We start from the raw sequence: 19,042 nt of genomic DNA, 5'->3' as shown, positions 1-19,042 counted from the left end.
GCACTCATTGCAGGCGGCGATCAACCCAGCAGGTGCGCCACGCCGCTGCGCTCTTCTTCCAGTTCGCCCAGGGTCTTGTCGATGGCGGCCTGGCTGAAGTCGTCGATCGGCAGGTCCCTGACCATCGTGTACTCGCCGTTCTCGGTGGTGACGGCGAAGCCGAACATCACGCCTTCCGGGATGCCGTAGCTGCCGTCGGACGGGATGCCCATCGTCACCCACTTGCCGTTGCTGCCCAGCACCCAGTCGCGCACGTGGTCGATGGCGGCGTTGGCGGCCGAGGCGGCCGAGGACAGGCCACGTGCCTCGATGATCGCGGCGCCGCGCTTGCCGACCTGCGGGATGAAGGTATTGGCGTTCCAGTCGGCGTCGTTGATCTTGTCCTTCAGCGACTGGCCGTTGACCGTGGCGAAGCGGTAGTCCGGGTACATGGTCGGGCTGTGGTTGCCCCACACGACCAGCTTCTCGATGTCGCCCACGGCGACGCCGGCCTTGTTGGCCAGCTGCGACAGCGCGCGGTTGTGGTCCAGGCGCAGCATGGCGGTGAAGTTCTTCGACGGCAGGTCCGGTGCGGACTTCATCGCGATGTAGGCATTGGTGTTGGCCGGGTTGCCGACCACCAGCACCTTGACGTTGCGGCTGGCGACCTTGTTCAGCGCCGCGCCCTGGGCGGTGAAGATCTTGGCGTTCTCCAGCAGCAGGTCCTTGCGCTCCATGCCCGGGCCGCGCGGACGCGCGCCGACCAGCAGGGCCACGTCGGCGTCCTTGAACGCGACTTCCGGATCGTCGGTGCCGACGATACCGGCCAGCAGCGGGAACGCGCAGTCTTCCAGCTCCATGATCACGCCCTTCAGCGCGGCCTGGGCCTTCTCCAGCGGCAGCTCGAGCAGTTGCAGGATGACCGGCTGGTCCTTGCCCAGCATTTCGCCGGAGGCGATGCGGAACAGCAGCGCATAGCCGATCTGGCCAGCAGCGCCGGTGACGGCAACACGGACGGGGGTTTTCATGGTGCGGATCCTCGGGGTTACGTAGGGCGGGCCCAGGCCCGCCGCGTGGGGAAAGGGTGGGCCAAGGCCCACGCAACGGTTACTTCAACTCGGCAAAGAATTCCTGGAAGCGTTGCAGCCCCGGCGCCAGTTGCGGCGTCGGGCAGGTGTAGCTGATGCGCAGCGCGCGCGGCTCGCCGAATGCCGAACCCGGCACGCAGGCCACGCCCTTGGCGTCGAGCAGCGCATTGCAGAAGTCGACATCGTTTTCGATCTTCACGCCGTTGTGCGACTTGCCGAAGGCGCAGCTGATGTCCGGGAACACGTAGAACGCGCCCTGCGGACGCGGGCAGACCACGCCGGGAATCGCATTCATCGCGGCCAGCACCTGGTCGCGCTTGGCCTGGAACTCGGCGTTCTTCGCGGCCGGCACGTCCTGCGGACCGGTCAGCGCGGCGATCGCCGCAGCGGTGACGACTTCCGGCACGTTGGTGATGTGGTTGGAGTTCATCGTAGTCAGCGCCTTGGCGACCACCTCGGGGCCGGCCATGAAGCCCACGCGCCAGCCCGGCATGCCGTAGGTCTTGGACAGCGAATCGACGAAGACCGTGCGATCACGCAGTTCCGGCCGCGCCTGCACGAAGTTGGTGTAGGCCAGTCCGTCGAACAGCATGCGGTTGTAGATGTCGTCGGTGACGATCCAGGTCTCCGGATGCTTCACCAGCACGTCGGCCAGCGCGGCGACTTCCTCGCGCGTGTAGACCATGCCCGTCGGGTTGGACGGGTTGTTGAACAGGAAGACCTTCGGCTTGTGCGTCGCCAGCGCTTGGTCCAGCTGCGCCGGCGTCAGCTTGTAGTCCTGGCTGGCCGGACACGGCAGCGGCACCGCCTTCGCGTTGACGATGTCGGCGATGTCGGCGTAGGTGGTCCAGTACGGCGACGGATAGACGATGGTGTCGCCCTCGTCCAGCAACGACTCGGCCAGGTTGTACAGGATGTGCTTGGCGCCGATGCCGGTGGACACGTTGGCACGCGTGTACCCGGTCAGGCCCAGCGCCTCGATGTGCTGCAGGAACGCGTCCAGCAGCGCGTCGGTGCCGCGGTTGCTGCCGTACTGGCCGGAGTCCTTCGCCAACGCGTCGCGCGCGGCCTGGTAGACGTGGTCGCCAGGCAGGAAATTGGGGACGCCGATCGAAAAGCTGATGATGTCGCGGCCTTCGGCCTTCAGCTTCTTGGCCTTTTCGGCCACCGCCATGATCGCACTTGGCTTGGCGCGACCGATGCGCCGGGCAAGCAGGGGCATTGCACAACCTCACGTGGAAAGGTCAGGGAGGGTCGCCGCCGTCTTTTTTGCGGCGCAAAATGGTATCACGGCCTCCCGCCGCGACCGGATGCGCCAAAGGTCCAAGGCGGCGGGTGCCGCCGCCCGGACGGAGCCCAGGATCAGGCGCTCAGGAAGCGGTTCCACTCCGCCACGCGCTCGGCCTTGGCGGCCAGCACGGCGTCGGCATCGCCTTCGATGGTGACCTTGGTGATCAGGTCGCCCTGCTTGACGGCATCGACCACGTCCAGGCCTTCGGTGACCTTGCCGAACACGGTGTGCTTGCCGTCCAGCCACGGCGTGGGCACGTGGGTGATGAAGAACTGGCTGCCGTTGGTGTTCGGGCCGGCATTGGCCATGGACAGCACGCCACGCTCGTGGCGCACGCCATTGGTGGTCTCGTCCTCGAAGCGGTAGCCCGGGCCGCCACGTCCGGAGCCTTCCGGGCAGCCGCCCTGGATCATGAAGTCGGCGATCACGCGGTGGAAGTTCAGGCCGTCGTAGAAGCCACGCTTGGCCAGGTTGACGAAATTGGCCACCGTCAGCGGCGCCTTGTCGGGGTACAGCTCGATCTTGATGGGGCCGCGCGAAGTATCGAAGGTGGCGGTCAGCTGACTCATGGGGTGGTTCTCCGGGGTGAAAAAGGGAAACGGATGGTGGCGTACCGCGCCGGCAGTGGCTACCCGGGTGCGGCCAAGCCCGACATCGGGTTGGCCACGAGACCATGGACGCGCCAGACGCCCCCTCCCCGCCCAACACGTGGCCGGTTGGGGGAGCGGCGACAGGTCAAGGCCGGGGATGCGGGCCTACCCTTTGCGAGATCACGGCGCCAGCCCGGGATTTCAAGGGAAGACCGTCGTCGGCGGTGTTCGTTCAGTGTTCTCCGGCAAATCAGGTGCTTAGGGCTCGATAGCCCGCTATAATACGCCGCCTTCTTTCCTCCCCGTCCTCGCGCCCTGCCCCTTCGAAGGGGGTATCCGGGTGCGTTTTTCCGATCCCAGAATCCATGTCCATCCAAAACCTCCGCAATATCGCGATCGTCGCGCACGTCGACCATGGCAAGACCACCCTCGTCGACCAGCTGCTGAAGCAGTCCGGCACCCTCTCCGAGCGCACCGTGCTGGCCGAACGCGTGATGGACAGCAACGACCAGGAAAAAGAGCGCGGCATCACCATCCTGGCCAAGAACACCGCCATCACCTGGCGCGAGAACCGCATCAACATCGTCGACACTCCCGGACACGCCGACTTCGGCGGCGAGGTCGAGCGCGTGCTGTCGATGGTGGACACCGTGCTGATCCTGGTCGATGCGATGGACGGCCCGATGCCGCAGACCCGCTTCGTCACCCAGAAGGCCTTCGCGATGGGCTTCAAGCCGATCGTGGTGGTGAACAAGATCGACCGCCCGGGCGCGCGCCCGGAGTGGGTCGTCGAGCAGGTGTGGGACCTGTTCGACCGCCTGGGCGCCACCGCCGAGCAGATGGATTTCCCGATCGTCTACGCCTCGGCGCTGAACGGCTACGCCAGCCTGGACCCGGAGGTCCGCTCCGGCGACATGACCCCGCTGTACGAAGCGATCATGCAGCACGCGCCGAAGCCCGACGTCGACCCGGAAGGCGCCTTCCAGATGCGCATCAGCCAGCTGGACTACAACAACTTCGTCGGCGTCATCGGCATCGGCCGCATCCAGCGCGGCACGCTGAAGAAGAACATGCCGGTCGCCGTGATCGACCGCGAAGGCAAGAAGCGCCAGGGCAAGGTGCTGCAGGTGCTCGGCTTCCTGGGCCTGGAGCGCATCGAGCAGGAATCGGCCGAGGCCGGCGACATCGTGGCCATTTCCGGCATCCAGGACCTGACGATCTCCGATACGGTCTGCGCGCTGGACGTTCCGGAGGCGCTGCCGGCGCTGACGGTGGACGAGCCGACCATCAGCATGACCTTCCAGGTGAACAACTCGCCGTTCGCCGGGCACAAGGACCTGTCCGGTGGCAAGTTCCTGACCAGCCGCCAGCTGAAGGAACGCCTGGAGCGCGAGACCGTGCACAACGTGGCGCTGAAGGTCGAGCAGTTGGATGACGCGGACAAGTTCCTGGTCTCCGGCCGTGGCGAGCTGCACCTGTCGGTGCTGATCGAGAACATGCGCCGCGAAGGCTACGAGCTGGCCGTGTCGCGCCCCGAGGTCATCATCAAGGAGATCGACGGCCAGCTGATGGAGCCGATCGAGCAGCTCGTCGTCGACGTGGAGGAAGCTCACCAGGGCGGCGTGATGGAGAAGCTGGGCACCCGCAAGGGCCAGCTGAAGAACATGGAACCCGACGGCAAGGGCCGCGTGCGCCTGGACTATGAAATCCCGGCGCGTGGCCTGATCGGCTTCCAGAACGAGTTCAAGACGCTGACCCAGGGTTCGGGCCTGCTGTTCCACGTGTTCGACCACTATGGCCCGAAGGAACAGGGCGCCATCGCCAAGCGTCTGAACGGTGTGATGATCGCCAATGCGCCGGGCGCCACGCCGGCGTACGCGCTGGGCCCGCTGCAGGAGCGCGGCAAGCTGTTCGCCGCCGAAGGCGACAACGTGTACGAAGGCCAGCTGGTCGGCATCCACTCCAAGGACAACGACCTGACCGTCAACGCGATCAAGACCAAGCCGCTGACCAACATGCGCGCCTCGGGCAAGGACGACGCCATCCAGCTGACCCCGGCGATCAAGTTCTCGCTGGAGCAGGCGCTGGACTTCATCGACGACGACGAGCTGGTGGAGATCACGCCGAAGGAAATCCGCCTGCGCAAGAAGCTGCTGACCGAGAGCGACCGCAAGCGCGCCTCGCGCGCGGCGTAACCGCCGCCCGCGCTTTGGACGACGCCGCCTACAACCCGGATCCCAAGGCGCACCCCGGCCTGCACGCCATCGCCCTGTTCGAGGGCGCCAAGGGCGTGCTGGCCCTGGCCTTCGCCGGCGGCCTGCTGGCGTTCGGCCCGGACCGCCTGCGCGAGAGCGTGCAGGCGATCCTCATCCGCTTCATCCCCGACGCCGGTCCCGGCGTGGTGAGCCAGTGGATGGCGCGCATCAATCCCGAATCGGTCCACGTGGCCGTACTCATCATCGCCGTGTATGCAGGCATGCGCCTGCTGGAAGCCTGGGGCCTGTGGCGCGCACGCGCCTGGGCCTCGTGGCTGGGCTGCATCGGCTCGGCCGCCTACCTGCCCCTGGACGTGTACGCGCTGTACCACCACCCGGGCTGGCATACCTGGGCCCTGCTCGTCGTCAACCTGGTGATCGTGTGGGTGCTGTGGCGCGATATCCGTCGTCGCCGGTCGATTTGACGCGCGGTGCGGGGGCTGCGTAGCCTGCACACTGATGTGACAAAGGTGTCCGCATGCGTCGATCCCTGCTGCCGCTCGGCCTGATGCTCGCCCTGGCAGCCTGCCAGCCGGCATCGCCGCCGAATGCCACCGCGCCCGCAGCCCCGACCGACTTCATCTATGCCGAACTCGACATCGCCGACCTGCAGGCGCGCATGCAGGCGGGAGAACTGGACAGCCGGCGGCTGACACAGGCTTACCTGGACCGGATCGCTGCGGTCGACAAGGCCGGGCCCCAGCTCAACGCCGTCATCGAACTCAACCCGGACGCGCTGAAGGAAGCAGCGCTGCGCGACGTGGAACGCCGCGCCAATGCGGTGCGCGGCCCGCTGCACGGCATCCCGGTACTGCTGAAGGACAACATCGACGCCGTACCCATGGCCACTTCCGCGGGCTCGCTGGCGCTGAAGGATTTCCGGCCCGGCCGGGACGCGTTCCTGGTACGGCGCCTGCGCGAGGCCGGCGCGGTGATCCTCGGCAAGGCCAACCTGAGCGAGTGGGCCAACTTCCGTTCGTCGCATTCGACCTCGGGCTGGAGCGGACGCGGCGGGCAGACCCGCAACCCCTACGCACTGGACCGCAATCCCTGCGGCTCCAGCTCGGGCAGCGCGGTGGCGGTATCCGCCAACCTGGCGGCCGTCAGCGTGGGCACCGAGACCGACGGCAGCATCCTTTGCCCGGCGGCGATCAATGGGGTGGTCGGACTGAAGCCCACCGTGGGCCTGGTCAGCCGGCAGGGCATCCTGCCGATCTCGCACAGCCAGGACACGGCAGGCCCCATCGCGCGCACGGTCGCCGATGCCGCGCTGCTGCTGGGTGTGCTGGCGGGGCGGGACCCGGCCGACGCCGCCACGACCAACGCGGCCTGGAACACCACCCTGGACTATGGCGCCCGCCTGACGCCGGGAGCGCTCAAGGGCGCCCGCATCGGCGTGCTGCGCAGCAAGGCGGCCATCCACCCCGACGCGGCCGCGGCGCTGGAGGGTGCGATCCAGGTGATGCGCGAAGCCGGCGCGATCGTGGTGGATGCGGAGATCCCCACCGACGGCCAGTGGAGCGCCGACGAACTGGAGCTGATGCTGTACGAGTTCAAGCATGGCCTGGAGCGCTACCTCGCCGAGCGCAACGCCCCGCTGACCACGTTGACGCAGCTGATCGGCTACAACGAACAGTACCGCCTGTCGGAGATGCCGCATTTCGGCCAGGATCTGTTCGAACGGGCCAACGCCAAGGGCGGACTGGGCGAATCGGCCTACATCGCCGCCCGCAGTCGCGCCCGCCGCCTGGCGGGGCCCGAGGGCATCGACGCCGCACTGAAGGCGCAGCAGCTGGATGTCCTGATCGCCCCCACCACGGGGCCCGCCTGGCTGACCGACCACAAGGCCGGCGACCACTTCCCTGGCGCCGGTTACGGCGCGGCCGCCGTGGCCGGCTACCCCAGCCTCACCGTGCCGGCAGGCCACAGCGACGGACTGCCGCTGGGCATCGTGTTCATGGGGCCGGCATGGAGCGAAGCCCGGCTGATCGCGCTCGGCTACGACTACGAGCAGCGGACGCGGGCACGCAAGCCGCCCGAGTACTGGCCCACATTGCCGCCGCGCGCCGCTCGGCGCTGAGATCCAGGCCGACACCGGCCCGTTCCGCGGGCCGCGCCGCTTGCAGCCGCGCCGTGTTCGTGGCGTCATAGCCTACAAACGGCAGGTGGGGATCGCACGCGTGGAGTCAGGCGCGGACCGGGCATCGGAACTGCGTGCGTTGAGTGGATCGGTCTCCACGGCACGACGACGTCAGCGGAACCTGAACTCGCTGGCGTGGGGCGTGCTGGTCGCCGCCTGCCTGCTGTCGCTGTGGACCGGTGCCACCGCCTGGCGGCAGGCCCGCGATCATGCGCGCGCCCAGTTCGACGCCCGCGCCGACGCCATCGCCACTGCCGTCTCCACTCACATGAACGCCTACGAGGACACCGTGCGCGCGGCCGCCGCGGTGCTGGAAGGGCGGCAGGACATCGAGCAGGACAGCTTCTACGCCTTCGTCGAGAAGCTGCAGGTGCCCACTCGCCGATCCGGCGTGCACGGGCTAGGGTTCGCGCGCCATGCGCGCCACGAGGACCGCGACGCCTATGTCGCCTCCCAGCGCGCGCGCTACGGGGATGCGTTCACCATCCATCCCGCTGGCGACCGCAGCGAATACGTGGTCGTGGACCTGCTGTATCCGGATGCCCCGGGCATGCGCCCCCTGCTGGGGAAGGACGTCATGGCGGAAACCGTGCGTCGCGGCGCGCTCGAATCCGCGCGCGACAGCGGCGAACTTGCGGCCGCGCCGCTGGTCGCACTGGGCGACGCCACCCGGGGCAGCACCGGTCTGCCGGGCTTCCTGCTGTACGCGCCGGTCTACGCCGATTCCGTCGCGGCACGCGCCGGCGTGGACGACCGGCGGCGCCTGCTGCGTGGATTCGCCACGGCCGGCTTCGGCTGGCAGCGGGTCATGGAGGACGCCATCGGCAGGAGCGCCGGCGACGAGTTCGACCTGCAACTGCGCGCGCGCGACTTCGGCGATGAACCGATCTTTCAGATCCGCGCACTGCAGGATCGCCACGGAGAAGGCTGGCGACCGGCCTTCACGGCCCAGCGCAACATCCGCCTGCTGGGCAGCGAATGGCAGCTCGTCCTGCAGTCTCCGCCCCTGCGCGATGCCCTGTCCGGGCTGACCACCATCGTCTCGCTGACGCTCTCCGGCATCGGGCTGGGAGGGCTGCTGTTCTTGTTGCTGCGCAACCTGGCACGCACCGAGCACCGCAGCCGTGCCCTGCTGGACGCGGTCGCCGACCACCTGCCCGCCCTGATCGCCTATGTCGATGCGGGCGGTCGCTACGGGTTCGCCAACCGCGCCTGCCGGGAGTGGTCGGGAACGGAAGAGGAATGGCGCGAGCGGCACGTGGACGAGGTGCATGCGGGTGCGCCGGCGTTCCTGGCCTCGCTCAAGCGGGCCATGCGCGACTGTACGCCGGACCGCTGGATCGCGTGGGACGCCGAACTTGGGCAGCCCCCACGTGCCGTCCACCTGTACCTCGTGCCCGACGTCGAGCCGGGCCGGCGGATCGCCGGCTGGTACCTGATGGGCAACGACATCAGCGAACAGCGGCGCACCCATCGCGAGCTGGCGCTGGCACGCGACCACCTCAAGCGCGTCACCGATCGCCTGCCCGCGCTGATCGCCCAGTTCGACGTCGAGCACCGGCTGGTTTTCCACAATCGCGCGTTCGCCGAACAGGTCCGCTGGCGCGTGACGCCGCAGGCGGGTCGGCACATGCGCGAGCTGTTCGGCGAGGACGCCTACCTGCGTCGATTGCCGCAGATCGAAGCGGCCCTGCAGGGGCGCGAGGGCGAGTTCGAGAGCAGCCTCGCCACGGTGGACGGCATACGCAGCCTGCACAGCTTCTACACGCCCGACATCGACGAGACCGGCAGGATCGGTGGATTCTTCGTCATGGCGATCGACATCACCGAGAAGGCCCGCCTGGAACATGCACTGCACGAGGCGAACGAACTGGCCGAAGTCACGCTGACCTCCATCCGCGAAGCTGTCATCACCGTCGACACCGAGGGACGGGTGACCTACCTGAATCCCGCGGCCGAGGCACTTTGCGGCTGGAGCCTGGAACAGGCCCTGGGCGAAGCGCTGGACCGCGTCGCGCCGCTGGCGAGGGTCGAGGCGCAGGATGAGGACGACGTGTCGCACTCGGCGGGCCAGCCGGGCGACCTGCGGCTGGAGCGGAAGGACGGCTCGTACATGCTGGTGGAGCGCTCGCTGTCGTCCATCCACGACCGCGACGATCGCCTGGTGGGCGCGGTGATGGTGCTGCGCGACATCACCGAATCGCGCGCGTTGAGTTCGCGCATGACGTTCCTGGCCCACCACGATGTGCTGACCGGCCTGCCGAATCGCCTTCAGCTCAACGAACGCCTCGGCCAGGCCATCACCCACGCCACCAACCATGGCAACGGCATCGCCGTGCTGTTCCTCGACCTGGATCTGTTCAAGCACGTCAACGATGCGCTGGGGCATCACACGGGAGATGAACTGCTGCAGCAGGTGGCGCGCCGCCTGCAGCGCAACGTGGGCAACCTGGGGACGGTCTACCGCACCGGCGGCGACGAATTCGTGGTGCTGCTGCCCAATGTGGTGAGGCGCGACAGCGTGCTGCAGGTCGCGGACCGCCTACTCGCCCTGTGCGGCACGCCGTATACCGTGGCCTCGCACGAACTGCACCAGGCCTTCAGCATCGGCATCAGCCTGTTCCCCGACGACGGCTACGATGCCGGCACACTGATGATGCGTGCCGACGCCGCCATGTATCTGGCCAAGCGCAACGGCCGCAACGCCAGCCGCTTCTACACGCGCGAGCTGGCGTCCAGCGTGGACGCGCGCATCGAACTGGAGAACAGCCTGCGCCGCAGCCTGCGCAACGGCGACCTCGTCCTGCACTACCAGCCGCAGATCGACAGTCTGAGCGGGCGGATCGTCGGCGTAGAGGGCCTGGCCCGCTGGCAACGTGGCGACCGGCTGGTACTGCCGGGCGAATTCCTGCCCATCGCCGAAGAAACGCGCCTGATCGTCGACATCGACCAGTGGGCCATCCGCGCAGCGTGCAGGCAGAACCGCATCTGGCAGCAGGCGGGACTGCCGCCGATCCGGGTGTCGGTCAACATCGCCGCCGCCAACTTCGACACCGACGACCTGGTCGACACGGTGGTCGAAGCGCTGCAGGACAGCGGGCTGCCCGCCGAGTTCCTGGAACTGGAAGTCACCGAGACCACGCTGATGCGCGACGTGCAACGGACCGACCGCACGTTGCGCGCCCTGAAGGCCCTGGGCGTGCGCATCGCCATCGACGACTTCGGCACCGGCTTCTCCAGCCTCAGCTATCTGGGCAACTACGGCTTCAACGTGCTCAAGATCGACCAGACGTTCGTGCGGGACGTCGGCGAGCCGAACCAGGCCGCCATCACGCGCGCCATCATCGGCCTGGCGGCACAATTGCAGTGCCGCACGATCGCCGAGGGCGTCGAAACGGCCGCGCAGGCAGCCTGGCTCGTCGCCAACGGTTGCGACGAGCTGCAGGGCAACTACTTCAGCCTGCCGGTGCCGGCCACGGAGTTCGCGCGCCTGTATGCGCGCGGGAAGACCTGGCACCTCCCACCGAACGCGTCAGCCGCGCACGCGCACGGCTCGTGACGCCGGCCTGGTGCCGCCGTCAACGCGTGGCCGGCGTGGCCAGCTGGTTCTGCTTGCGCACGATGCACATGGCGATCTCCAGCGACTGCTCGTAGTTCAGCCGCGGATCGACGGTGGAACGATAAGCGCGCTCCAGATCCAGGTCCGTAAGTTCCCGCGCGCCCCCGGTGCATTCGGTGACGTCCTCGCCCGTCAGCTCCAGATGCACCCCACCCAGGCGCGTACCGGCCGCCGCATGCAGGTCGAAGGATTGCTCGACCTCCCCGCGCACGTTGTCGAAGCGGCGGGTCTTGAACCCGTTGCTCGTGCTTTCGGTATTGCCGTGCATCGGGTCGCACACCCACAGCACGCGACGACCGTCCCGACGGACCGCATCCAGCAGCGGCGGCAGCTTGTCCGCGATCTGCGTCGCCCCCATGCGATGGATGAAGGTCAGGCGGCCTGCTTCATCTTCGGGATTCAGTACGTCGATCAGCCGCAGCAGCTGGTCGGGCGTAACCGAGGGTCCCACCTTGATGGCGATGGGATTGCGCACGCCGCGCAGGTACTCCACGTGCGCGCCGTCCACCGCCGCGGTGCGCATGCCGATCCACGGGTAGTGGGTGCTGAGGTTGAACCAGCCCCACTGGCGCGGCACCTCGCGCGTCAGCGCCTCCTCGTACGGCAGCAGCAGCGCTTCGTGCGAGGTGTAGAAGTCGATCCGGTTGAGGTTGTGCACCTCGGAGCCCGACAGGGTCTCCATGAACCTCACCGCATCGCCGATCGAGGTGACCATGTGCTGGTACTCGTTCGCCAGCGGCGAATAGCCTACCCAGTTGAGGTTCCAGTATTCGGGGTGGTGCAGGTCCGCGAAGCCGCCGTCGATCAGCGCACGCACGAAATTCATCGTCATCGCCGAGCGCGCGTGCGCCTTGATCATGCGCCGCGGGTCGGGCACGCGGGCTTCGGGCGTGAACTCGGGCGCATTGACCAGGTCGCCGCGATAGCTGGGCAGCGTGACGCCGTCGCGCGTTTCCATGTCCGCCGAGCGCGGTTTGGCGTACTGCCCTGCGAAACGCCCCACGCGCACCACCGGCAGCCGCAGGCCATGCACCAGCACCAGGCTCATCTGCAGGAGCACTTTCAGCCGGTTCGAGATCAGCCCGGACTCGCAGTCGCTGAAGCTCTCGGCGCAGTCGCCCCCCTGCAGCAGGAAGCGCTTGCCTTCCTGGGCCTCCGCCAGTTGCTTCTTCAGCGAGAAGATCTCCCACGACGTGACCAGGGGCGGCAGCTGGCGCAGTTCGCCGAGTGCGGACTCCAGCGCCGCCGCATCCGGGTACGTGGGCATCTGCACCGCCGGACGCGAGCGCCAGCTTTCCGGCGCCCAGTTCGGCGGCAGGGTGACGGCGCGTAGGTTGCGGTCGGACGGATTCATGGTGGACTCCTGGGGGCCCACCATCCTGCCAGATTGGTGCGCCGCGTCAAATCAGCGGAAGGTCGAGGTCCTGCGGGCGCGGAAGCCGATCCAGAGCGCCCAGACCGCCAGCAGCGCGAACCACACCAGGCTCCACATCGGCATGGTCAGGCCCAGGAAGCTCCAGTCGATGGTGCTGCAGTCGCCCTTGGCGGTCAGCACCTTCTGCACCACGCCCAGCCAGGTGTTGGTCTCGATCATGTAATCCCATCCGGGGCCGCAGCTGGGCATCAGCGGCGGGTACAGCTGGACCCACACGTGCCTGCCCGCGATGCCGATGCCGGTCGCCGCGCCGAGGAACGCCAGTACGCCGTACCCCTTGCGACCACCGGGCCGGCGCGGTCCATGCAGTGCGCCGAGCAGGAAGAACACCCCGGTCGCGGCGAAGGCCAGCCGCTGGAAGATGCAGAACGGACAGGGTTCCAGCTGCTGCACGAACTGCACGTACAGTGCATAGCCCAGCAGGCCCGCGCAGATCGCGAAGCCCAGGAAACACTGCGCACGGAAACTCCAGCGAAGAGGATTCATTGGCACCGGTGGCATGAGGTCTTGCCCGCATTATCCATGCGCGACAGGGCGGACGTCACCCTGAGGCGGTCTGCCGCGCCTCCTCGATCACCGAAAAAACAAAAACCCCGGCATCGGCCGGGGTTTCTGGGGTCGCGCGGCAACGCGGCGCTTACTCGGCCGCCGCTTCCGGACGGTCGACCAGCTCGACGTACGCCATCGGGGCGTTATCGCCGGCGCGGAAGCCGCACTTCAGGATGCGCAGGTAGCCACCCGGACGCGACTGGTAGCGCGGGCCGAGGGTGGTGAACAGCGTACCGACGGCTTCCTTGTCGCGCAGGCGCGAGAAGGCGAGACGACGATTGGCGACGCCATCGATCTTGCCGAGGGTGATCAGCGGTTCCGCGACGCGGCGCAGTTCCTTGGCCTTCGGCAGGGTGGTCTTGATCAGGCCGTGCTTGATCAGCGAGGCGGCCATGTTGCGGAACATCGCTTCGCGATGGGCGCTGGTGCGGTTGAACTTGCGACCGGCTTTCTGGTGGCGCATGGGTGTGATTCCTGTTGAATGGTGGGTCGTTGTACTTCGCTGTCGCCTTCCAGGCGCTGAAACAGTGGACTGCGGGTGGTCCGTACCGGCCATCCCTGACCGGAGCGTCGCGGGCCTTCAGGTCCGTCGACGAGGGTGTTGCAGCGAAGCTCCCGCGCGATGGCGGGAGCTTCGTGTTGCATCATCAGCCGAGCATGCCGTGCTGGGCGACACCGGCCGGCGGCCAGTTCTCCAGCTTCATGCCCAGGGACAGGCCGCGCTGCGCCAGGACTTCCTTGATCTCGGTCAGCGACTTCTTGCCGAGGTTCGGGGTCTTGAGCAGTTCGACTTCCGTCTTCTGGATCAGGTCGCCGATGTAGTAGATGCTCTCGGCCTTCAGGCAGTTGGCCGAACGCACCGTCAGCTCCAGGTCGTCGATCGGGCGCAGCAGCACCGGATCAACACCGCTGGCAGCCTGCTTCGGCGCGCCGCGGTCGCGATGCGTGAAGTCACCGAACACCGACAGCTGGTCGCTGAGGATGTCGGCGGCGGTGCGCACGGCTTCCTCGGCGTCGATGGTGCCGTTGGTCTCGATGTCCAGGACCAGCTTGTCCAGGTCGGTGCGCTGCTCGACGCGCGCGGATTCCACCGCGTACGCGACGCGACGGACCGGCGAGAACGAGGCGTCCAGCACCAGGCGACCGATCGCACGGGTCTCTTCGTCCGGACGGCGGCGGGCAGCGGCCGGCTGGTAGCCGAAACCGCGCTCGATCTTCAGGCGCATGTTCAGCGCCGTGTCCTTGGTCAGGTTGCAGATGACCAGTTCCGGATTCAGGATCTCGACGTTGTGGTCGGTCTTGATGTCGCCGGCGGTCACCACGCCCGGGCCCTGCTTGGCCAGGCTCAGCGTGGACGAGTCGCCGGAGTGGATGCGGATGGCCACATCCTTCAGGTTCAACAGCACTTCCAGCACGTCTTCCTGCATGCCTTCGATGGTGCTGTATTCGTGCAGCACGCCATCGATCTCGACTTCGGTGATCGCGAAGCCGGGGATCGACGACAGCAGCACGCGGCGCAACGCATTGCCGAGCGTATGGCCGTAACCACGCTCCAGCGGTTCGATGACCACCTTCGCACGGTTGCCGGTCAGGCGCTCGATCTGCGGGCCGCGGGGGCGCAGCACTTGCTGAGTAATACCCGTCATGTTGCTTTGTCTCCTGCGGTCCCCCGGTCGCCCGGGGGTGCGTGAATGAATTACTTCGAGTACAACTCGACGATCAGCGCTTCGTTGATGTCGGCGGGCAGGTCCGAACGCGCCGGAACCGCCTTGAACACGCCGCTGAACTTCTTCGCATCGACTTCGACCCACGACGGGTTCAGGTCGAGCTGCTCGGCGACCGTCAGCGACTCCTGCACGCGGAGCTGCTTCTGGGCCTTCTCCGACAGCGCGATCGCGTCACCGGCCTTGACCTGGTAGGAAGGCAGGTTGACCGGCTTGCCGTTGACCAGCACGCCGCGGTGCGAGACCAGCTGGCGCGCGGCCGGACGGGTCACGGCGAATCCCATGCGGTAGATGACGTTGTCCAGGCGGGTTTCCAGCAGCTGCAGCAGGTTCTCGCCGGTGTTGCCCTTCTTGGTCGAGGCCTTCTTGTAGTAGTTGCGGAACTGGCGCTCGAGCAGGCCATAGATACGCTTGACCTTCTGCTTCTCGCGCAGCTGGGTGGCGTAGTCGGACAGCTTGCCCTTGCGGGCGGTGGCGCCGTGCTGGCCGGGCTTCTGCTCCAGCTTGCACTTGGAGTCCAGCGCACGGGCCGGGCTCTTGAGCGACAGGTCGGCGCCTTCGCGGCGCGCGAGCTTACAGGTAGGACCGATATAACGAGCCATTTCTTATCGCCCCCTTAGACGCGACGCTTTTTCGGCGGACGGCACCCGTTGTGCGGGATCGGCGTCACGTCGATGATGTTGGTGATCTTGTAGCCCACGTTGTTCAACGAACGCACGGCCGACTCACGACCCGGACCCGGGCCCTTGATGCGGACTTCCAGCGACTTCACGCCGTAGTCCAGTGCGGCACGGCCGGCCTTCTCGGCGGCGACCTGCGCCGCGAACGGCGTGGACTTGCGGGAACCGCGGAAACCGGCACCACCCGAGGTCGCCCAGGAAAGCGCATTGCCCTGGCGGTCGGTGATGGTGACGATGGTGTTGTTGAAAGAAGCGTGGACGTGGGCGACGCCGTCGGTGATGACGCGCTTGATCTTCTTCTTGACTTTGGCAGCAGCTGGCTTGGCCATGATGGTCGCCCCTTACTTCTTGATGGCTTTGCGCGGACCCTTGCGGGTGCGGGCGTTGGTGCGGGTGCGCTGGCCACGCAGCGGCAGGCCGCGACGATGGCGCAGGCCGCGGTAGCAGCCCAGGTCCATCAGGCGCTTGATGGCGATGCCGACTTCACGGCGCAGGTCGCCTTCGACCACGTACTTGCCGACTTCGGCGCGCAGGCGCTCGACTTCCGGCTCCGACAGGTCGCGGATCTTGGTGGTCGAGGCGACGCCGGCGGCTTCGCAGACCTTCTTGGAACGGGTACGGCCGATGCCGTAGATGCTTTGCAAACCGACCCAGACATGCTTCTGGGCAGGCAGGTTGACACCTGCAATACGCGCCATGACGCGGTTCTCCAACTGTGAGTATTGGCCCGTGTACGGTCGTCCCGGGCGGGATTCGCGCAGACAGGCGGAGTGAACTGGAAAGTATAGCCCGATCCGGTGTTCCTTGGAAGTCCGTGCCGGCAAAGCCGGCCGCAGACCCGGCATGGGGAGTGTGCCCATGCTCCGGCGCCGGAACCTGCCTGGTGCGGGACCGGGGTTTCCCCCTGCCCACCCCGCCCGCGCTACTCTGGCGCAGGGACTGGCCGGTTCTCACCCCCGCACCGGATCGCTGCGGGGGCCGCCCATCTAAGTCAGCCGGCCATGAGGGCCGGACTGGTGCGGGAAGCCCGCGATTATACCTCAGCCGCGGGGGGCAAGACCGCCCCGCGAGCCGCCTTTCAGATTGGCCTTCTTCAGCAGGCTCTCGTACTGGTGGGACATCAGGTGCGCCTGGATCTGCGCGATGAAGTCCATCACCACCACCACCACGATCAGCAGCGAGGTGCCGCCGAAGTAGAACGAGGTGCCCAGCTGGGTGCGCATCACTTCCGGCAGCAGGCAGACCGCCACCAGGTACAGCGAACCGATGGCCGTCAGGCGGGTCAGCACGCCGTCGACGTAGTCGGCGGTGGCCTTGCCGGGGCGGATGCCCGGGATCAGCGCGCCCGACTTCTTCAGGTTCTCGGCGGTTTCCTGCGAGTTGAACACCAGCGCCGTGTAGAAGAACGCGAAGCCGATGATCATCGCTGCGAACACGATCATGTGCAGCGGCTCGCCCGGGGCCAGGGCATTGGAGATGCGCTGCAGCCAGGTGGTGGCACCGCTGTTCTCGCCGGACCACATCGCCAGCGTGGCCGGGAAGGCCAGGATGCTGGACGCGAAGATCGGCGGGATGACACCGGCCATGTTGAGCTTCAGCGGCAGGAACGAGGTCTGGTTCATGTACGCGTTGCGACCGCCCTGGCGGCGCGCGTAGTTCACCGTGATCCGTCGCTGCCCGCGCTCCACGAAGACGACCAGGAACGTGAAGCCCAGCACCACCACCGCGATGACCAGCAGCGAAATGAAGCTCAGCGTGCCGTCACGGAACGCGCCCACCGTCTGGATGACCGCACCCGGCAGGCCGGCCACGATGCCGGCGAAGATGATCAGCGAGACGCCGTTGCCGATGCCGCGCTCCGTCACCTGCTCGCCCAGCCACATCAGGAAGATGGTGCCGGCGGTCAGTGCGACCACCGCGGTCAGCACGAAACCCATGCCCGGCGCGTACACCACCGGCATGCCGCCCGGCGCGACCTGGTTCTGCAGCGCGGTGGCGATGCTGCCGCCCTGCACGACCGCCAGCAGCACGGCGCCGATGCGCGAGTACTGGGTGATCTTGCGGCGACCGGACTCGCCTTCCTTCTGCAGCGCCTTGAGGCTGGGGAAGATGTGCACGCCCAGCTGCATCACGATCGACGCCGAGATGTAGGGCATGACGTTCAGCGCGAAGATGCTGAAACGGTGCAGGGCGCCGCCCGAGAACATGTTAAACATGTCCACGATGCCGCCGCCCTGCGCCTGCATCATCGCAAGCATGGCATCGGGATTGACGCCCGGGACCGGAATGAAGCAGCCGATCCGGTAGACGATCAGCGCACCCAGCACGAACAGCAGGCGCTGGCGGAGTTCGGTGAACTTGCCTGCGCCTGCCAGCGCACCGGCGGCATTACCCTGCGCCATGCGTCCGTTACTCCTGCACGCTGCCGCCGGCAGCCTCGATGGCGGCCTTGGCACCGGCCGTGGCGGCCACGCCCTTCAGCACGAACTTCTTGGTCAGTTCGCCCTTCTTCACGATCTTGGCGCGCTTGGCGGTGCTGGGCACCAGCTTGGCGGCACGCAGCGCGGCGAAGTCGATCTCGCCGGCTTCCAGCTTTTCCAGCTGGTAGGACAGCACTTCCGCGCAATCCAGCTTCAGCTTGGAGCGGAAACCGACCTTCGGCAGGCGCTTGATCAGCGGCATCTGGCCGCCTTCGAACTTCGCCTTGATCTTGCCCTTGCCGGCGCGCGCGAACGAGCCCTTGTGGCCGCGACCCGCGGTCTTGCCCAGGCCGGAACCGATACCACGGCCGACGCGGGTGCGTTCGGTACGGGCGCCGTCGGCGGGCTTCAGTGTGTTGAGACGCATGTTGATTACTCCTCGACCTTGACGAGGTAGTGGACCTTGGCGATCAGGCCGCGCACCTGCGGGCTGTCCTTCAGTTCACGCACGTCGTTGAGCTTGTTCAGGCCCAGCGCCTTCACCGACAGGCGGTGACGCGACTGGGAACCACGCAGGCCGCGCACCAGGCGCACCTTGACGGTCTTGTTGGACTCGTTAGCCATTGAGGAGTTCCTCCACCTTCTTGCCGCGCTTGGCCGCGATGCGGGTCGGCGACTGCATGTCGCTCAGGCCCTTCAGCGTGGCGCGGACCAGGTTGATCGGGTTGCGCGAACCGACGGCCTTGGCCAGCACGTTCTTCACGCCCACCGCTTCCAGCACGGCGCGCATGGCACCGCCGGCGATCACGCCCGTACCTTCCGAGGCCGGCTGCATGAACACGCGCGCCGCACCGTGACCGGCCTTCACCGGGTGCCACAGCGTGCCGTTGTTCAGGTCGACGTTCAGCATGCCCTTGCGGGCGTACTCCATCGACTTCTGGATGGCGACCGGCACTTCACGCGCCTTGCCGTAACCGAAACCGATCTTGCCGTTGCCGTCGCCCACCACCGTCAGTGCGGTGAAGGTGAACTGGCGACCGCCCTTGACGGTCTTGCTGACGCGGTTGACCGCGACCAGCTTCTCGATCATGCCGTCGTCGACTTTCTCTTCGCGGTTGCGATCGCGATCGCGACCCCGCGGCTGACGTTCTTCTGCCATTGCTTGAATTCCTTGGTTGATGAGGTATGTACGGCTTGGCCGCTTATGGTTGTGGTGTGGAGCGGTGACGCATCGGCCGCTGCAGAAGAGCGACCGCGCCCGGCGCAGCCCGC

General features: G+C 67.2%; 18 protein-coding genes. 4 read left to right on the top strand and 14 right to left on the bottom strand.

Annotated elements, in window-relative coordinates:
- Nucleotides 1-20: 20 nt before the first annotated feature.
- The 3 genes from IAE60_RS08665 to IAE60_RS08655 form a co-directional block, all read right to left on the bottom strand.
- Complete coding sequence (locus tag IAE60_RS08665) at nt 21-1,007, bottom strand: malate dehydrogenase (RefSeq protein ID WP_185895445.1); 987 nt, start codon at nt 1,005-1,007, stop codon at nt 21-23.
- A gap of 79 nt (nt 1,008-1,086) precedes the next feature.
- Nucleotides 1,087-2,289, bottom strand: a complete 1,203-nt coding sequence (locus IAE60_RS08660; protein ID WP_187574535.1) for a pyridoxal phosphate-dependent aminotransferase — start codon at nt 2,287-2,289, stop codon at nt 1,087-1,089.
- Nucleotides 2,290-2,429: 140 nt separating this feature from the next.
- Complete coding sequence (locus IAE60_RS08655; RefSeq protein WP_187574534.1) at nt 2,430-2,927, bottom strand: peptidylprolyl isomerase; 498 nt, start codon at nt 2,925-2,927, stop codon at nt 2,430-2,432.
- Between the two features lie 386 nt (nt 2,928-3,313).
- Between IAE60_RS08655 and typA the strand changes: the two genes are divergently transcribed.
- From typA to IAE60_RS08635, 4 genes are all read left to right on the top strand, one after another.
- Complete coding sequence (gene typA / locus IAE60_RS08650; protein WP_187574533.1) at nt 3,314-5,143, top strand: translational GTPase TypA; 1,830 nt, start codon at nt 3,314-3,316, stop codon at nt 5,141-5,143.
- Between the two features lie 14 nt (nt 5,144-5,157).
- A complete protein-coding gene (locus IAE60_RS08645) occupies nt 5,158-5,628 on the top strand; it encodes a DUF2127 domain-containing protein (RefSeq protein ID WP_187574532.1) in 471 nt (156 codons plus the stop codon).
- A 53-nt stretch (nt 5,629-5,681) separates the two neighbouring features.
- A complete protein-coding gene (locus IAE60_RS08640) occupies nt 5,682-7,283 on the top strand; it encodes an amidase (protein ID WP_185895440.1) in 1,602 nt (533 codons plus the stop codon).
- Nucleotides 7,284-7,368: 85 nt separating this feature from the next.
- On the top strand, nt 7,369-10,902 hold the full coding sequence (locus IAE60_RS08635; protein ID WP_187574531.1) for a bifunctional diguanylate cyclase/phosphodiesterase: 3,534 nt from the start codon (nt 7,369-7,371) through the stop codon (nt 10,900-10,902).
- 19 nt (nt 10,903-10,921) lie between these two features.
- Here the strand turns inward: IAE60_RS08635 and IAE60_RS08630 are convergent, their stop codons facing one another.
- From IAE60_RS08630 to rpsE, 11 genes are all read right to left on the bottom strand, one after another.
- Nucleotides 10,922-12,316: a class II 3-deoxy-7-phosphoheptulonate synthase gene (locus tag IAE60_RS08630; RefSeq protein WP_162109777.1), complete on the bottom strand. Its 1,395-nt coding sequence runs from the start codon at nt 12,314-12,316 to the stop codon at nt 10,922-10,924.
- Between the two features lie 51 nt (nt 12,317-12,367).
- The gene (locus IAE60_RS08625; protein ID WP_187574530.1) at nt 12,368-12,883 is read right to left on the bottom strand and encodes a disulfide bond formation protein B; all 516 of its coding nucleotides are present in this window, start codon (nt 12,881-12,883) and stop codon (nt 12,368-12,370) included.
- Between the two features lie 151 nt (nt 12,884-13,034).
- Nucleotides 13,035-13,409 carry a 50S ribosomal protein L17 gene (gene rplQ / locus IAE60_RS08620; RefSeq protein ID WP_142124587.1) on the bottom strand — a complete coding sequence of 125 codons (375 nt, stop codon included), beginning with the start codon at nt 13,407-13,409 and terminating at the stop codon, nt 13,035-13,037.
- A 184-nt stretch (nt 13,410-13,593) separates the two neighbouring features.
- Nucleotides 13,594-14,592 carry a DNA-directed RNA polymerase subunit alpha gene (locus tag IAE60_RS08615; RefSeq protein WP_185895436.1) on the bottom strand — a complete coding sequence of 333 codons (999 nt, stop codon included), beginning with the start codon at nt 14,590-14,592 and terminating at the stop codon, nt 13,594-13,596.
- A gap of 50 nt (nt 14,593-14,642) precedes the next feature.
- Nucleotides 14,643-15,272 (bottom strand): 30S ribosomal protein S4, encoded by a 630-nt coding sequence (gene rpsD, locus IAE60_RS08610; protein ID WP_055941309.1) that lies wholly within the window; start codon nt 15,270-15,272, stop codon nt 14,643-14,645.
- Between the two features lie 14 nt (nt 15,273-15,286).
- Nucleotides 15,287-15,679 (bottom strand): 30S ribosomal protein S11, encoded by a 393-nt coding sequence (gene rpsK / locus IAE60_RS08605; RefSeq protein ID WP_055941307.1) that lies wholly within the window; start codon nt 15,677-15,679, stop codon nt 15,287-15,289.
- 12 nt (nt 15,680-15,691) lie between these two features.
- Nucleotides 15,692-16,048: a 30S ribosomal protein S13 gene (gene rpsM, locus IAE60_RS08600; protein WP_055943298.1), complete on the bottom strand. Its 357-nt coding sequence runs from the start codon at nt 16,046-16,048 to the stop codon at nt 15,692-15,694.
- 342 nt (nt 16,049-16,390) lie between these two features.
- Nucleotides 16,391-17,752, bottom strand: a complete 1,362-nt coding sequence (gene secY, locus IAE60_RS08595) for a preprotein translocase subunit SecY (protein ID WP_162109781.1) — start codon at nt 17,750-17,752, stop codon at nt 16,391-16,393.
- Between the two features lie 7 nt (nt 17,753-17,759).
- A complete protein-coding gene (gene rplO / locus IAE60_RS08590; RefSeq protein ID WP_082563251.1) occupies nt 17,760-18,203 on the bottom strand; it encodes a 50S ribosomal protein L15 in 444 nt (147 codons plus the stop codon).
- On the bottom strand, nt 18,203-18,394 hold the full coding sequence (rpmD, locus tag IAE60_RS08585) for a 50S ribosomal protein L30 (protein WP_055941302.1): 192 nt from the start codon (nt 18,392-18,394) through the stop codon (nt 18,203-18,205). Before rpmD ends, rplO begins: the two co-directional genes overlap by 1 nt.
- The gene (gene rpsE, locus IAE60_RS08580; RefSeq protein ID WP_055941300.1) at nt 18,387-18,929 is read right to left on the bottom strand and encodes a 30S ribosomal protein S5; all 543 of its coding nucleotides are present in this window, start codon (nt 18,927-18,929) and stop codon (nt 18,387-18,389) included. Before rpsE ends, rpmD begins: the two co-directional genes overlap by 8 nt.
- Between the last annotated feature and the right edge of the window lie 113 nt (nt 18,930-19,042).

The organism is Pseudoxanthomonas mexicana (genome assembly GCF_014397415.1).
Taxonomy (GTDB): Bacteria; Pseudomonadota; Gammaproteobacteria; order Xanthomonadales; family Xanthomonadaceae; genus Pseudoxanthomonas_A; species Pseudoxanthomonas_A mexicana.
Note: the sequence above shows the minus strand (reverse complement) of the source record. Positions and strands in the feature narration are given on the sequence as shown.

What these genes read in the sequence shown, in the direction of transcription:
- IAE60_RS08640 (WP_185895440.1), top strand. Translation starts at nt 5,682, where the DNA reads ATGCGTCGATCCCTGCTGCCGCTCGGCCTGATGCTCGCCCTGGCAGCC.
- IAE60_RS08625 (WP_187574530.1), bottom strand. Translation starts at nt 12,883, where the DNA reads ATGAATCCTCTTCGCTGGAGTTTCCGTGCGCAGTGTTTCCTGGGCTTC.
- rpsK (WP_055941307.1), bottom strand. Translation starts at nt 15,679, where the DNA reads ATGGCCAAGCCAGCTGCTGCCAAAGTCAAGAAGAAGATCAAGCGCGTC.
- rpsD (WP_055941309.1), bottom strand. Translation starts at nt 15,272, where the DNA reads ATGGCTCGTTATATCGGTCCTACCTGTAAGCTCGCGCGCCGCGAAGGC.
- IAE60_RS08630 (WP_162109777.1), bottom strand. Translation starts at nt 12,316, where the DNA reads ATGAATCCGTCCGACCGCAACCTACGCGCCGTCACCCTGCCGCCGAAC.
- rpmD (WP_055941302.1), bottom strand. Translation starts at nt 18,394, where the DNA reads ATGGCTAACGAGTCCAACAAGACCGTCAAGGTGCGCCTGGTGCGCGGC.
- IAE60_RS08660 (WP_187574535.1), bottom strand. Translation starts at nt 2,289, where the DNA reads ATGCCCCTGCTTGCCCGGCGCATCGGTCGCGCCAAGCCAAGTGCGATC.
- rplQ (WP_142124587.1), bottom strand. Translation starts at nt 13,409, where the DNA reads ATGCGCCACCAGAAAGCCGGTCGCAAGTTCAACCGCACCAGCGCCCAT.
- secY (WP_162109781.1), bottom strand. Translation starts at nt 17,752, where the DNA reads ATGGCGCAGGGTAATGCCGCCGGTGCGCTGGCAGGCGCAGGCAAGTTC.
- IAE60_RS08615 (WP_185895436.1), bottom strand. Translation starts at nt 14,592, where the DNA reads ATGACGGGTATTACTCAGCAAGTGCTGCGCCCCCGCGGCCCGCAGATC.
- typA (WP_187574533.1), top strand. Translation starts at nt 3,314, where the DNA reads ATGTCCATCCAAAACCTCCGCAATATCGCGATCGTCGCGCACGTCGAC.
- IAE60_RS08665 (WP_185895445.1), bottom strand. Translation starts at nt 1,007, where the DNA reads ATGAAAACCCCCGTCCGTGTTGCCGTCACCGGCGCTGCTGGCCAGATC.
- rpsE (WP_055941300.1), bottom strand. Translation starts at nt 18,929, where the DNA reads ATGGCAGAAGAACGTCAGCCGCGGGGTCGCGATCGCGATCGCAACCGC.
- rpsM (WP_055943298.1), bottom strand. Translation starts at nt 16,048, where the DNA reads ATGGCGCGTATTGCAGGTGTCAACCTGCCTGCCCAGAAGCATGTCTGG.
- IAE60_RS08655 (WP_187574534.1), bottom strand. Translation starts at nt 2,927, where the DNA reads ATGAGTCAGCTGACCGCCACCTTCGATACTTCGCGCGGCCCCATCAAG.